Origin of the sequence: Microbacterium sp. HD4P20, assembly GCF_019449275.2 — a bacterium.
Lineage (GTDB): Bacteria > Actinomycetota > Actinomycetes > Actinomycetales > Microbacteriaceae > Microbacterium.
Map to the genome: position 1 here is coordinate 140,363 of NZ_JAHZQZ020000018.1, position 14,295 is coordinate 154,657.

The following is a 14,295-nucleotide window of genomic DNA, read 5'->3' on the forward strand; positions in this document are numbered from 1 at the left end:
TAGTTCGGGCAGGAATTGCGACCAATCCGCGGGCCACCAAGCGAGATCCGCCCACGAATCGACTCCGGGCTTCGATGATGACTCCACAGGGCTTCGCACGTCGCCGAGCCTATCGGCGGCGCTTCGCTGAGGCCCTGTCGGCGGCGCGCGGCGAACTCGTCGTCGCGATCCGTCGTTTGCTGATAGAGCATGGCCACGGCAAACCACGTGTGTCCGAGCCGAGTCATAGTCTCGCTGGGCATAGCGCCCTTTTGGGCGTATATCGTGCTGGCGTAGTGGCGCAAGCCGTGTAAGGGCATACCGGGGCGGCCGTCGCGCCTCATTCCACTGCCGCCGAGAGGCCGCTTGCGCGGGGAAGGTCACGCCCTCGGCCGCGGAAGAGGATCGCGTCGCCGATCGCGGCATCAACGCCTTCGACCTTGCCGGCCGGTTTGGGGCAGCACGATCACCGAAGCTTCAGTGCCGCTCTTGACGCTCCACCGAGTCGGAGGAGAGGCCGGGCGCCGCCTCGCTCAATCTCGCGGAGTCGGAGCGCGAAGAATCGCGTACCGTCCGCAAGCCGGCCGTCAAGCGGGCTGATCTGGGCTGGCGACGGGTGGGTCGCCCTCCCAGCGGGGCACACTTTCAGGGCAGTGGGCGCTACGGCATGGAGGTCTGCTGCAGCAACGGCAATCGGTGCGCGAGGGGTGGTCAGACTCGGATGGATCGCTGCGGTGTCGGTCATCCTGGGTGCCTGCGTGCATTGCCTCAATTTGGATTGCATCACCCGGTGGGACAAGCCTCGATAGGTAGGGGCTGCGCCCTGATCGATTAGTCGAGGAGCGAGACTGCGATCCAGGACGAGTGTCACCGGCCGGTATCGACCTTCTTCCGCAGACCAAAGAGGCCGCTCGACCGAACAGGGTAGCCAAGAGTCTGAAGCGCGTTGGTGGCTCGCTGTTCCAAGTGAGACCGACCGTCCACGCCGGCGAGCACCGCATCCCCTAGTGGCTTCTTCACTCCCTTCGGGACCGGTGAGGCGAGAGTTATCAAGTACTGGAGCGCCGGTTCGACCGCTGTCACCCCTTGACCAAAGATCGGAATCAAGATCTGACGAATCAATTTGAGTCGAACTGCTTCATCCGTGATGTGCGCGATACTCCAGCATCGAAGGTTCTCAAGACGTTTTGGGTTGGTCGTCGAAGACTCGTAGCGCCGAACAAGCATGTCGCCTACCTCGGCGTCTGGGAGGTCGCGGATCCCCAGCGCGATCAGTCGATCGTCCGAGATCGGAGGCCGGGAGACGTCCCCTACGTAATGCCCCAGCAAGGCCAGCTGCTGTGCCGGCCCTGCGCGATCTCGCCAGGCCGCGATAGAGCTGGCCAATTCTGCGTTGAGTGCGTTCGACCCGCGGAGATAGCGATCCAACAGCGGCCGAACTTCAACCGCTTCATCATCGGTGGCGCGAAGCCAGTAGTTCAGCATCCTCTCGTACTCGGTCGCCGACAGGTCAGATGAGCGTGCAACGACGGTGGCTGCGCGCGGCGGCGTGATCCCAACAGCAGCTGATAGCTGTGGGGCAAGAGCCGCAGTTATCGACTCGATTCGCGAGACGTCAGGCTCAGAGAGCCAAGAGCACTCAGCGATCGCGGCGACAAGCGTTCTAGCCGACTCCGAGTCGCCGACTCTCCGAAGAATGGCCGTCGTGCCGTCGACGACGTAGTTGGCCATGGCGGATTCGATTGGCTGGGCGTCGATCTCAAGCGTCAATGTTGTGGCGAGATCTACCAGTTCAAGTCGAGACACCTCGACGGCAGACGCGACTCCGGCAGCTTCTAGAACGGCTGCCACAGCGCGACGTTGCTGACGGGCTTCGATGTCCGACTCGGTCAGGACCGGTTTGCCCAGGTCCGACGCAACGGCCTGAACCGACGCCAGATCTTGGTCGCTCAGAGCCGGAAGCAGGCGCTCAACCGCATCTGCCGCGGCGGTTAGGAGTTGTCGGTCCTCCTCGTCGACTACGTCCTCTTCTCGCAGCTTCTCGACCAGTTCGCTGATGTGCTCAACCGCCTTCGCCGACGGCGTCCACTTCGTGTCAATGGCTGAAATCCACGTTGGCCACCTTTTCAGGCCCAGGTACCACGCCTGATCCAAAATCGCCTCGACAAGGAGGGCCGATTCGATGGTTCCCCAGTTGGCGAGCTCGTCGTCCACCGCATGGCGTGTCTCCGGTTGCTTGGCGTGCAAGATGGCCGTTGCGAGTGTTTCGCTTGCCCCGCGACTGCGACCGATTCGCGTCGTCACTAACGCGGTGAGGCCTTCGAGCGCCGCTGACGGGCTCGCCGGCTCGAGCAGTTCTTCCTCGTCATCTTCCGCCGGCGCAGGCGCGGCTCCTCCGCGTCTCACGCCCGCAGCTACCGCGGCGCGGCGCTCCTCGAGACGCGCTTGCTGGGCCTTCCACTCGTTTCGTGCACCGAGCGCCAGTTTGATCTGCTCGGGAAGCGCATCGGCGATCCCGTCGACGGTTTGCTCGAAGGCGTCATCCTCGATGTCGGCGAGACGCTCCAGAGTCTCAGCCGCTCCTTCGCCCAAGAGTCGCTCCAATACCAACGCCGCGAACTTCGAGTCATCGAATCGACGCGCCTGTCTTGCGTGAACGAGAACCTGACCATAGAGTGCGTCGCTGGCATTCTCGAACGAGAGAACCTTCGCACCAATCCGCAGAGCTTCGGGACGATCGCTGACAACCGCGATTGCCCAAGCGCCGGGCGCAGTGTCTTCGTTGATGACGTCCGGCGCCTCTTCGATCAGTTGCCCTAAAACCATGACGCACGCGTCGACAACCACCTCCGGAACCGGGGCAGCCGTGACCGCAAAGAGAACGGTGCGCGCGACATTCTGAGCCTCATACCCGATACCGGTGCGCGCCAACTCTGCGAGAAAGCGCAGAGCTGACGACCGCGCATCCTCGTCCAATCCTGCGTAAACCGCCCGGACGGCATGCAGTGAACCGTTCTGAGCATCGCGCTCGAGCTGCTCAGTCACGGATGCTGGAAGGTCGAACAGCTGACTGCTGTCCTGAAGGTGGATGAGGGCTCGGGTCGGCCCCGTGACAAGACGTGTGCGAGAAAGATAATCAAGCAGCTGCTGACCATGGGCCCTACGAACTCGAGACTCGTCTGGGACGCCACTCGCGACGCCCCCTTCAAGAAGAAGCCGATCGACCTCACGTGTTCGATTCGCATATGCCTCGGCGACGTCGCGCGTCCTCTCTCCGACGTAGGGGTACCCTTTCCACACTTCCGACCGCTTCGTCGGGTCCACCTCGGACAACTCAAGAACGTACCTGGGCAGATCAGGGTCGACGACCAGGTCTCGCGCGAATATTGGAAACTCCACCCGCAAACAAACAAGTCGAGCGAGCTCGTCCACCGCGGCCACCAGATCGATGTCGAGAAGGCCGCTGCCAATGCGCGCTTCAGTTAGTCGGTACGCCAACGCGAACGAGTTCAAGAGGTTCTTTACTCGCCGTGGACTTCTGACGTGAGTGGGAATGAGGATCGAGGCGACCGCCGCCGTGTCAATCTCTTGCCAAAGCCCAGGTCGATCGCGTACCAGGCCGGCTGCAAACGAGGTGACACCTTGCGGGAGCAGCGGCGGAATGGCGATCTGGTACTGAAACACTTTGTCCAGGTAGCTGCTTCCCGCAGAGTAGTACGGGTTCAGGTCGTCGGCGGGGGTTGCGTGAGTCGCGCCTTCGGTGAGGGCCTGCTCAATCGCCTGCGGGTCGGCCGCGACGATGAAAACACATCGATCGACGCCCAAGAACGTACGCACAGCGTCAAGAGTCTCAATGACTTCTGATGGCGCACATCGATCAATCTCATCGACGAAGATGATGAGTCGCTCCGCTTTGCTTGTCGCGACCAACTTGCGAAATAGGGCCTCAAACTCCTCGTCGCTCTCTGCCTTCTCAACTCGCTTCTCCTGCACGAAGGTACGCCCGACAAGGGCGATGACGGCGGTCAGCAAGGTCGCCGGAACCAGCGAGGCCGGCACTGCCGTTGAAAAGACAGCCAACAGTGCGGCCCAAACGTCCTGCTGTTGGATGGCCGCGAAAACCGCCACGACGGCGAGAACCACAGCGACACACACCAGGGCCACGATCGCAAAAGTCAGAAGAAGCCGTCCCACCTTGCCAGCAGGAACCTTAAAGTCAGTTTCGACTCGCCCGCTGTACAAGTCTGAGTGATAGCTCGAACTCGTTATTCCCAACTCAGTCGCGACGACCGACACGAAATTCCTCCGCAGGGGGTTCTGAGCGTACTTGAAGGCATCGAAGCGAGCGAACTTGATGCCCTTCTCGCGTTGAACCGCTATGCGTAGCATTCGACCCACGCCGCTCTTGCCTGACCCCCACGCTCCGTAGAGGGCAATGTTCGAGGGAGTCGGCACATTCCGGGCCAGGTTTACGAGCTGTTCTACTACGTCCTTGTGCCCGAGTCGGTCTTGATCGAACTGTGCGATCTCACGATCCTCGATGAGTTCCGATACCTGCGTCACTTGGCTTAGTCCTGCCGTCGTTGATTGAATCGCCGTCTATATTCGGGAACCGTGCGCGCACGCTAGGTCACGGCGAGACTAGCGGCAGCACGCTGAGTCAGATTGGATCGACGCGGTGCCAGCGTTGCGTTGGGCCCCGACGTCACGGCCGCGCAGCGCCACTGGGCGCGGTGGGAAGGCGCCGTCACTGGGCAGGCCGTGTGTCCCGGTCTAGCGTGGCGGCCGCGGAAGCGAGCAATCCGCGCAGCATCGTCGCGCTCGGCTGAAGAGAGCGTCTGTCCCGCGCTGGCGTCAGGACTTTGGCTATCAGTGGCTCCGCAATACCTAAGACATCGTCAGAGTGGTCCGTGCTGAGACCGAAGCTCGATCGAGTTGTGGGAGCAGCATAGGCTGCGCGCGTGACCCGCGTGAAACTCTTCGGCGGCCCGCTCGCCGGCTACCATCCCGACATCGAATCCGTTGCCGAGGGTGTGCCTCTACGCTTCCACGGAGAGCCGTACGGCCATCGCCAGTTTGTACCACCTCACCGGACGCGACTCGGTGGGCGGCGAACCCATCTACGAATGGCAAGGCGACGACACGAGCACGCCGATCCCGCTCGACACCGTTGCTTGCGACCTTACGCCGCATGTCAGCATCCTCACAACTGTCGGCGTCGTCGAACGCGACGGCTCGTACTGGCTGGCGGTCGACCATCATGGCAAGCCCGGTAGCACATGATTGAGGTCAGCGAAGGTCCCCACGACGATCAGGGTGACGCCAAAGACGCGGCTCAACGCTACGCGCGCAGCGAACACTGGCGGCCTCAATGACGCAGCGCCTGATCCGGCCCGGGAGCGGCGCGGGTTCGGGGACGCGTAACCCCAGTCGCCAGTACGACACTCCGGTGTGGTGACCTACTTTGAGAGCGCCTGACTGAGAACGGGCTCGACGCCCAGTCTGTCGCTGCATCAAGCGACACCTCACCAAAGACCGCTTCAGGGGCACTCAATGCAGCCTACGACCACACATCCGGAAGACCGAGCCGGCATGAGCGGGGGTCGAGAGATGGGCACCATCACCCCGTACGAAACGGCGAAGGGCCGCCGCTACCGCGTGCGCTACCGCAAGCCTGATAGCACCGAAACGCAGAAGCGCGGCTTCACGACGATGCGCGAGGCGAAGCTCTACCTGTCCATGGTCACCGTGTCCAAATCGAAGGGCGAGTACATCGATCCCGTGGCATCGCGGGTGCCGGTCCGGATGTTCGCCGACAGTTGGCTCCGGTCGAAGCAGCCGCCCATGTCGAAGCCTTCGTACTACATGACGCTCGAGCGGGCGTGGAAGAACACGTTGCGCCGGTCTGGGCCGACCGAGAGATCTCTTCGATCCGTCGCTCGGAAGTCCAAGACTGGGTATCCGTTCTCGCGTCGCAGAAGTCGCGTACGGTCGTCCTTCGCTCGCTCGGGATCCTCGCCGGCATCATCGACGTCGCGATAGACGATCGGCGCCTCGCGAGCAACCCGGCCCGCCGCGTGCGCAGTCTTCCTCGGCACGGACCCGGCAAGCGCCGCGTCTACCTCACGCATGACCAGGTTGCGACGTTGGCGGCGTGCTCGGCGTATCCGACGCTCGTCCTGACCCTGGCGTACACCGGCCTGCGCTGGGGTGGGGCCACAGGGCTGCGGGTGCGCAGCGTGAACGGCCTCCGCCGGCGCTTCGTCATCGAGGAGAACGCGGTGATGGTCGCGTACGAGATCCACGTCGGCACGCCCAAGACGCACGAGAAGCGCTCGGTGCCCTACCCCGAGCGTCTCGCGCCGATGATCGAGCAAATGCGGCCAAAATGCGGCCAAAAATGCATTCTGAGTGATCTGACCACGAAAGAAATACCTGGTCAGAGGCAAAAAGAGACTGTGCCCCTGGAGGGACTCGAACCCCCAACCGTTTCCTTAGGACGGAACTGCTCTTCCATTGAGCTACAGAGGCTGGCCTCGCCATTCTACGGGGTGTACGAGCGACGCCCCGGTGCCGAAGCACCGGGGCGTCGTGAAGCCAATAGCCTCGGTCAGGCCTGGGTGCCGAGCGCGAAGCGCACGGAGCCGTCCTGCGAGAGTTCGGCGTCGAGGACGCGGTCATCCAGCGAAGCGGCGGCGGTCTCATCGAGGAAGACCCGCGCGCCGTCGGTAACGACGACGGTGTCCTGCGGCTCAGGGTCGGGTGCGACGCTCAGTTCGAAGCCCGACGGCGCTCCGGTATCGCGGATCCGCACACCTCCGTCTTCGGCCTGCGGGACGCGGGCGACGATCTGCTTGACGGCCTCTGCGGCGGTCTGGGTAAGCGTGAGAGTCATGCTTGTGCCTTTCCGTTTGCGGTTCCGGACCGGCCACGATTCCGAGATCCGAGCGATCATGCAACCCCAGCACGCCGTAGGGCCGGCATTCGGAGGGGTTTCCCACGTTCAAACCCGGCGAAAACCCGAATCGCTCCATCGCGTGTGAATTTCGGCGGTTCTTGTCGTCGTATTGGGCGCAATGCGAGCCGGATCCTGCCCGCGGTCTGAGAGGGTGGAGGCGTCTTGCCCGTTGGATCCGCACCGCAGACTGCCCGCACCAGATCACGAGGAACGCATGACCCGCATTGGCATCGTCGCCGAAGCGCCCGGAGAGTCCCGGGTGGCCGCTACTCCCACCACCGTCCCCAAACTCCTCGCCCTCGGCTACGACGTGGTTGTCGAAGCCGGTGCGGGGGCCCGGTCTTCGTTTCCGGATGCCGCATACGAGGCATCCGGAGCCGCCATCATCGACGCCGCCACCGCATGGGCGTCACCGGTCGTACTCAAGGTGAACGCGCCTTCGCCTGCCGAGATCGAGCGGCTTGCAGACGGTGCGACCCTCGTCGCGACATTGAGCCCGGCGCTGCGCCCCGAGCTGGTCGAATCGCTGGCCACGCGCGGGATCACGGCGGTCGCACTCGACGCGGTGCCGAGGATCTCGCGCGCACAGTCGATGGACGTGCTGAGCTCGATGGCCAACATCGCGGGCTACCGCGCGGTGGTCGAGGCGGCGCACGAGTTCGGGCGTTTCTTCACCGGGCAGGTGACGGCGGCCGGCAAGGTGCCGCCGGCGAAGGTGCTGGTGGCCGGCGCCGGCGTCGCGGGGCTCGCCGCGATCGGCGCGGCCTCGAGCCTCGGCGCGATCGTGCGGGCGACCGACCCGCGGCCGGAGGTGGCCGACCAGGTGGCCTCGATCGGCGGCGAGTACCTCGAGGTCGTGGTGCCCGACGAGGCGAAAGAGGTCTCGGCCGACGGATACGCGAAGGCCACCAGCGCGGCCTACGATCAGCGCGCGGCTGAGATCTACTCGGAGCAGGCCGCCGACGTCGACATCATCATCACGACGGCGCTCATCCCGGGCCGGCCGGCGCCGCGCCTCATCACGGCGGCCGACGTGGCGAGCATGAAGCCGGGCAGCGTCATCGTCGACATGGCGGCGGGGCAGGGCGGCAACGTCGAGGGATCCGTCGCGGGGGAGCGGGTGGTGACCGAGAACGGCGTCGTCATCCTCGGCTACACCGACCTTCCGGGGAGGTTGCCGCAGCAGGCATCCCAGCTGTTCGCCACCAACCTCGCCAACCTGCTGAAACTGCTCACTCCCGCCAAGGACGGCACGCTCACCCTCGACTTCGACGATGTCGTGCAACGCACCGTCACCGTCGTGCGAGACGGCGCGGTCACCTGGCCGCCGCCGCCCGTGCAGGTCTCGGCGGCGCCCGCGGCCGCTGCCAGGCCCGAAGCGCGGCCGGCGCCGGTGAAGAAGACGATGTCGCCGGCGAAGCGCAACGGACTCGTCGCCGCCGGCATCGCGGCGCTCTTCGCCATCTGCGCATTCGCACCGCCGCCGCTCCCGCAGCACTTCCTGGTGCTGACGCTCGCGATCGTCGTCGGCTTCTACGTCATCGGCAAGGTCGCGCACGCGCTGCACACGCCCCTCATGAGCGTCACGAATGCCATCTCGGGCATCATCGTCGTCGGCGCCATGGTGCAGATCACCGCGCCCGACCTCACCGTGCAGATCCTCGCGGCGATCGCGGTGCTCGTGGCGAGCATCAACATCTTCGGCGGGTTCGCCGTCACGCGGCGCATGCTCGCCATGTTCCAGAAGGGTGAGACCCGATGATCGCCGTCGCAGGTGCCGTCGCCGGCGCCGCCTACATCGTCGCAGCGCTGCTGTTCATCCTCAGCCTCGCGGGCCTCAGCAAACACGAGACCAGCCGCCGCGGCGTCACCTACGGCATCCTCGGCATGGCTATCGCCCTCGTCGCCACGGTGTGGCTGACGGCGGCCTCCGCGTGGGGCGAACCGTCGGCCGTGCTGGGGCTCGTGCTGCTGGTCGCCGCGGTGCTGATCGGCGGCGCCATCGGGCTGTGGCGCGCACGGCGCGTCGAGATGACCGGGATGCCGGAACTCATCGCGCTGCTGCACTCCTTCGTCGGCCTCGCCGCGGTGCTGGTGGGCTGGAACGGCGCGCTGTACGACACCGGGCTCGAGGGGGCACTGGCCGACATCCACCACGCCGAAGTGTTCATCGGCGTCTTCATCGGCGGCGTGACGTTCACCGGCTCGATCGTGGCGTTCCTCAAGCTGTCGGCGCGCATCTCGTCGAAGCCGCTGATGCTGCCCGGCAAGAACATCCTCAACGTCGGCGCGCTCGTCGCCTTCCTCGCCCTCACGGTCTGGTACGTGATCACACCGGAGCTGTGGCTGCTCGTGCTCGTGACGGCGCTCGCCCTCGCGTTGGGGTGGCACCTCGTCGCGTCGATCGGCGGCGGCGACATGCCGGTCGTGGTCTCGATGCTCAACAGCTACTCGGGCTGGGCGGCTGCGGCAGCGGGCTTCCTGCTCAACAACGATCTGCTCATCGTCACCGGAGCGCTCGTGGGCGCGTCGGGTGCGTACCTCAGCTACATCATGTGCAAGGCGATGAACCGCTCGTTCCTGTCGGTCATCGCGGGCGGGTTCGGCATCGAGGCCCCCAAGGGTGGCGACGAGGTGGAGGGCGAGCACCGCGAGATCGACGCCGAGTCGGCCGCCGACCTGCTGTCGGGAGCCTCGAGCGTCGTCATCACTCCCGGCTACGGCATGGCGGTCGCCCAGGCGCAGCACGGCGTGGCCGACCTCGTGCAGAAGCTGCGCGAACGCGGCGTCGACGTGCGGTTCGGCATCCACCCCGTCGCCGGCCGGCTGCCCGGGCACATGAACGTGCTGCTGGCCGAAGCCAAGGTGCCCTACGACATCGTGCTCGAGATGGACGAGATCAACGACGAGTTGTCACAGGCCGACATCGTGCTCGTCATCGGCGCGAACGACACCGTCAATCCGGCCGCGGCAGAAGACCCCACCAGCCCGATCGCGGGAATGCCGGTGCTGCGCGTATGGGAGGCGCGAAATGTCATCGTCTTCAAGCGCTCGATGGCATCCGGATACGCCGGTGTGCAGAATCCGCTGTTCTATCGAGAGAACGCCCAGATGCTGTTCGGCGACGCGAAAGACAAAGTCGACGAGATTCTCATGCACCTCGCCAGCGACGTGAAGTCCGCGACGAATCGCGCGTGAATTGCCGAGAGGCGGCGTGCGTCAGTGCGCCGCCTCGTAGGCGTCGAGAACGGATGCCGGAACCCGGCCACGGTCCGATACGGTGAAGCCGTTCTTCTTGGCCCAGTCGCGGATCGCGCTGTAATCCTGCTGTCCCGAGCGGCGGCGACGGCTGGAGGAGGAACCGCCAGACGACCCGCGTGAGCTCGACACCGTGCGCGCCGCCTTGGTGTAGCGCTCGAGCGCACCGCGCAATGCCGCGGCATTCTCAGCGGTGAGGTCGATTTCATAGGCGACACCGTCAAGCGAGAACAGAACAGTCTCGCCTTCTCCGGCGTCGAGGAGGGTTCCGTCGATATCGTCGACGAGCTGATGCACGATTCTGCGAGCCATGCAAAGCACAATAGCGTGCAATTCCACCGCGCCACCGGGAAATAGACGAATGTGAATGGGCGAAAGCGAATTCGCGCGACGATTCTGGATTCGCGTGCGAATGCCCGGATCAGGGCAGCAGGCCGGCCCGCCGCGCCGCAGCCACCGCCGCATGCCGGGTCGAGGCATCCAGTTTCGACATCGCCGACTGCAGGTAGGACTTGACGGTCCCTTCCTTCAGCTCCAGCGTCGACGCGATCTCGGCGTTGGTGGCGCCGAGGGCCGCGCACGAGAGCACATCGACCTCGCGCGGCGACAGCCGCACGTCCACGTGATCGGCGGGACGAGGGCCGTCCTGCGACAGCGCGGCCAGCCGCTGTTCGAGACGCGCCAGCCGCTCGCGGACGGCCGGATCGTCGACGACGGCGGCGATGCTGCGCAGTTCGGCGTACGTCCGACGCAGCTCTTCGCGGGCGGCGGGCGCCATCGTCGCGCTCTCGGCCGGTCGAGGCGTGAGAGTGAGGCGGCGCTGCACCTCCTCGCGGATGCGCAGTTCGTTCGACAGCGCGTCGGCCACGGCGAACGCCGGACGCGCGACGACATCGCCCACCGGAGCCTCGGCCCACGACCCGCAGTAGATGACGCCGCGAGCGCGGCCACTGACCAGAACCGGCACCGCGAACAGGGTGGCGATGCCCTCGCCGAGGATCGCTCGGTCGTAGTCGTGCGTGATGCTGCGCGCGGACCGGTAGTCCATGGCCAGGCGCGGTCGCTTCTCGACCAGGGCACGGCCTCCGAGCCCGCGCGACGCCTGCACCACGAGCCCATCGAGGTTGTGCGTGCGGGCCCCGACGATCGAGGTCACGTGGATCGCGTCGTCGCGGGTGAGGCCGCCGAAAGCGACGGGGAAGTGTGTGCGCCGGACCAGATCGGCCACGGCGCGATCGAGCGCCAGAGCATCGCTGGTCGCTTGGAGATCAGGCGCTCCCACGACTACCTACTTCCGGGGGTGACGGCGTCCTCGCCGGTTTTCGTACCGTGACCATACCACTCGCGATGTCTGGCGCTCGGGCTGAGATGAGCGCCAGGATCCGGGTCCCCCCAAGGGACGCGCTGGCGCGTCCGTTCATGAGGCAAGGAGGCCACATGTCCGATTCGAGAACAGACACCGCCCCACCCGGCGGCATCGACTACGTCGCGGTGGAGGAGTCACCGCGATTCGGAGAGCTGAAGAAGCGGCAGCGCGGGTTCGTCTTCCCGCTCGCGATCGCATTCCTCGTCTGGTACTTCGCATACGTGCTGCTGTCGTCGTTCGCACGCGAGTTCATGTCGCAGCGCGTATGGGGTGAGATCACGGTCGGTCTGCTCTTCGGGCTCGGCCAGTTCGTCACCACCTTCGCGATCACGATGGCCTACGTCTGGTACGCGAACCGGAAGCTCGACCCGATCGCCGAAGAGATCCGCACCGGCCTCGAGAAGCAGGAGGCATCCTCGTGAACGACGTGCTCGGCGCGATCCACACTGCCATCGAGAGCAGTGTCTCGACGGTGGAGAACAACCCCATCCTCAACATGTCGATCTTCGGCGCGTTCGTCGCGGTGACGCTGTTCATCGTCATTCGGGCGAGCCGCAACAACAAGACCGCCGCGGACTACTACGCGGCGGGGCGTTCGTTCACCGGTCCGCAGAACGGGTTCGCGATCTCGGGCGACTATCTGTCGGCGGCGTCGTTCCTCGGCATCTGCGGCGCGATCGCGATCAACGGGTACGACGGCTTCTTGTATTCGATCGGCTTCCTGGTGGCCTGGCTCGTCGCCCTGCTGCTGGTCGCCGAGCTCATGCGCAACACCGGCAAGTTCACGATGGCCGACGTGCTGTCGTTCCGGCTGAAGCAGACCCCGGTGCGCATGGCGGCAGCCATCACGACGCTGGCGGTGTGCTTCTTCTATCTGCTCGCGCAGATGGCGGGCGCCGGCGGCCTCGTCGCGCTGCTGCTCGGCATCGACGACGCGATCGGCATCTCGCTGGTGGTCGCCGTCGTGGGCGTGCTCATGATCGTGTACGTGCTGGTCGGCGGCATGAAGGGCACGACCTGGGTGCAGATCGTCAAGGCGTTCCTGCTCATCGGCGGCGCGCTGGTCATGACGATCTGGGTGCTCGCCATCAACGGGTTCAGCCTCAATACGCTGCTCGAGAGCGCGGTGGCCCAGTCGACCTCCGACCCCCAGGACGCGATCCTCGGACCAGGGCTGCAGTACGGCGCGAACCCGTGGGACTTCATCTCGCTCGCGATCGCACTGGTGCTCGGCACCGCGGGTCTGCCGCACGTGCTGATGCGCTTCTACACCGTGCCCACGGCCAAGGAGGCCCGCCGGTCGGTGGTGTGGGCGATCTGGCTGATCGGCCTGTTCTACCTGCTGACGCTCGTGCTCGGCTACGGCGCCGGTGCCCTCGTCGGGCCCGAGGCCATCAGAGAGGCACCGGGCGGCGTGAACTCGGCCGCACCGCTCCTGGCCCTCGCGCTGGGCGGACCGCTGCTGCTCGGCTTCATCTCGGCGGTCGCGTTCGCCACGATCCTGGCTGTGGTGGCGGGTCTGACCATCACCGCTGCGGCATCGTTCGCCCACGACATCTACGCCAACGTGGTGAAGAAGGGCAACGTGCCGCCGGACGGCGAGGTCAAGGTGGCCCGTCGCACGGTGATCGTGATCGGCGTGCTGGCGATCCTCGGCGGCATCGCCGTACAGGGGCAGAACGTGGCGTTCCTGGTGGCGCTGGCCTTCGCGGTCGCCGCGTCGGCGAACCTGCCGACGATCCTGTACTCGCTGTTCTGGCGCCGCTTCAACACGCGCGGCGCGGTGTGGAGCATGTACGGCGGTTTGGCCGCGGCCATCATCCTCATCGTGCTGTCGCCGGTGTTCTGGGGCGGCGAGACGAGCGTGTTCAAGGTCGGTACGGCGATCTGGCCGCTGAACAACCCGGGCATCGTGTCGATCCCGCTCGGGTTCTTCCTCGGCTGGCTGGGCACCGTCACCTCGCGCAAGCCGGAGGACCCCCGCAAGGCAGCCGAGATGGAGGTGCGCTCGCTGACCGGCTTCGGCGCCGAGAAGGCCACGCACCACTGACCGCATCGATCGGAGAGAGGCGGCCCGGGCGGAGAGATCCGCCCGGGCCGCGCGGCGTGACGGACGGCCTACACGCCCGACGCCCGCTCGAGGTCGATCAGGTACTGCTTCACCTCGGGCCGCCCGCCGTACTCGCCGAGCGAACCGTCGGCGCGCACGACCCGGTGCACCGGCACCACGATCGAGAACGGTGTCGTCGCGCACGAAGTGCCGACCGCCCGCGCGGCGCGTGGCGAGCCCGCGTTGATCGCGACCTCGCCGTACCCCGCGGTCTCGCCGTAGGGGATGTCTCGCACAGCCTCGAGCGCGGCCCGTGTGAAGCCGCGCACCAGCCGCCAGTCCAGCGGCAGATCGAACTCACGACGGCTGCCGTCGAAGTACTCGTCCAGCTGTGCGGCGGCCGCCTCGGCCGCGGGGTCGGGCGCGTCATCGTCGCCAGCATCTTCGGGCACGGGCAGTGCGCGCAGCCGCAGCGCGATGCGCTCCAGCTCGGAATGCAGAGGGCCGTCGAAAGGATGCAGGGTCACGATGCCCTCGAGGGTCGTGACGATCAGGATGTCGCCGATCGGCGACGGGTGGACGCGATAGCGAGGCGGTTCCGGCGGGGTCATGAGCCCATCCTGGCCGCTCGATCCGACGTGATGGCCGGCACGCGACGGGTCTGTGGGCAATCGGCGAAGAAGG

11 protein-coding genes and 1 tRNA gene are annotated in these 14,295 nt (G+C 65.8%); 6 read left to right on the forward strand and 6 right to left on the reverse strand.

What is annotated here, in order from left to right:
- Nucleotides 1-846: 846 nt before the first annotated feature.
- Nucleotides 847-4,542, reverse strand: a complete 3,696-nt coding sequence (locus K0817_RS13985; protein ID WP_219982140.1) for a P-loop NTPase fold protein — start codon at nucleotides 4,540-4,542, stop codon at nucleotides 847-849.
- 540 nt (nucleotides 4,543-5,082) lie between these two features.
- On the opposite strand from K0817_RS13985, the gene K0817_RS13990 reads away from it, so the two are divergent.
- A complete protein-coding gene (locus K0817_RS13990; RefSeq protein WP_219982141.1) occupies nucleotides 5,083-5,262 on the forward strand; it encodes a hypothetical protein in 180 nt (59 codons plus the stop codon).
- A gap of 327 nt (nucleotides 5,263-5,589) precedes the next feature.
- Nucleotides 5,590-6,021, forward strand: a complete 432-nt coding sequence (locus K0817_RS13995) for a hypothetical protein (protein WP_219982142.1) — start codon at nucleotides 5,590-5,592, stop codon at nucleotides 6,019-6,021.
- A gap of 417 nt (nucleotides 6,022-6,438) precedes the next feature.
- Here K0817_RS13995 and K0817_RS14000 read toward each other — a convergent pair.
- Together K0817_RS14000 and K0817_RS14005 are read right to left on the reverse strand one after the other, a co-directional pair.
- Nucleotides 6,439-6,510 (reverse strand) — tRNA-Arg (locus K0817_RS14000).
- Between the two features lie 79 nt (nucleotides 6,511-6,589).
- A complete protein-coding gene (locus K0817_RS14005; RefSeq protein ID WP_219982143.1) occupies nucleotides 6,590-6,874 on the reverse strand; it encodes a Fe-S cluster assembly protein HesB in 285 nt (94 codons plus the stop codon).
- Between the two features lie 277 nt (nucleotides 6,875-7,151).
- Between K0817_RS14005 and K0817_RS14010 the strand changes: the two genes are divergently transcribed.
- Both K0817_RS14010 and pntB read left to right on the forward strand, forming a co-directional pair.
- Nucleotides 7,152-8,699 carry a Re/Si-specific NAD(P)(+) transhydrogenase subunit alpha gene (locus K0817_RS14010; RefSeq protein ID WP_219982144.1) on the forward strand — a complete coding sequence of 516 codons (1,548 nt, stop codon included), beginning with the start codon at nucleotides 7,152-7,154 and terminating at the stop codon, nucleotides 8,697-8,699.
- On the forward strand, nucleotides 8,696-10,135 hold the full coding sequence (gene pntB, locus K0817_RS14015) for a Re/Si-specific NAD(P)(+) transhydrogenase subunit beta (RefSeq protein WP_219982145.1): 1,440 nt from the start codon (nucleotides 8,696-8,698) through the stop codon (nucleotides 10,133-10,135). Before K0817_RS14010 ends, pntB begins: the two co-directional genes overlap by 4 nt.
- A gap of 21 nt (nucleotides 10,136-10,156) precedes the next feature.
- Here pntB and K0817_RS14020 read toward each other — a convergent pair whose 3' ends face one another.
- Both K0817_RS14020 and K0817_RS14025 read right to left on the reverse strand, forming a co-directional pair.
- Nucleotides 10,157-10,507, reverse strand: a complete 351-nt coding sequence (locus K0817_RS14020) for an Lsr2 family protein (RefSeq protein ID WP_219982356.1) — start codon at nucleotides 10,505-10,507, stop codon at nucleotides 10,157-10,159.
- Between the two features lie 109 nt (nucleotides 10,508-10,616).
- Complete coding sequence (locus K0817_RS14025; RefSeq protein WP_219982146.1) at nucleotides 10,617-11,477, reverse strand: helix-turn-helix transcriptional regulator; 861 nt, start codon at nucleotides 11,475-11,477, stop codon at nucleotides 10,617-10,619.
- Between the two features lie 155 nt (nucleotides 11,478-11,632).
- Here K0817_RS14025 and K0817_RS14030 point away from each other — a divergent pair, with 155 nt between their 5' ends.
- Nucleotides 11,633-11,983 (forward strand): DUF485 domain-containing protein, encoded by a 351-nt coding sequence (locus tag K0817_RS14030; protein ID WP_219982147.1) that lies wholly within the window; start codon nucleotides 11,633-11,635, stop codon nucleotides 11,981-11,983.
- 74 nt (nucleotides 11,984-12,057) lie between these two features.
- Nucleotides 12,058-13,611 (forward strand): cation acetate symporter, encoded by a 1,554-nt coding sequence (locus K0817_RS14035; protein ID WP_253735419.1) that lies wholly within the window; start codon nucleotides 12,058-12,060, stop codon nucleotides 13,609-13,611.
- A gap of 68 nt (nucleotides 13,612-13,679) precedes the next feature.
- Here K0817_RS14035 and K0817_RS14040 read toward each other — a convergent pair whose 3' ends face one another.
- Nucleotides 13,680-14,222 (reverse strand): methylated-DNA--[protein]-cysteine S-methyltransferase, encoded by a 543-nt coding sequence (locus K0817_RS14040; protein ID WP_219982149.1) that lies wholly within the window; start codon nucleotides 14,220-14,222, stop codon nucleotides 13,680-13,682.
- Nucleotides 14,223-14,295: the final 73 nt, after the last annotated feature.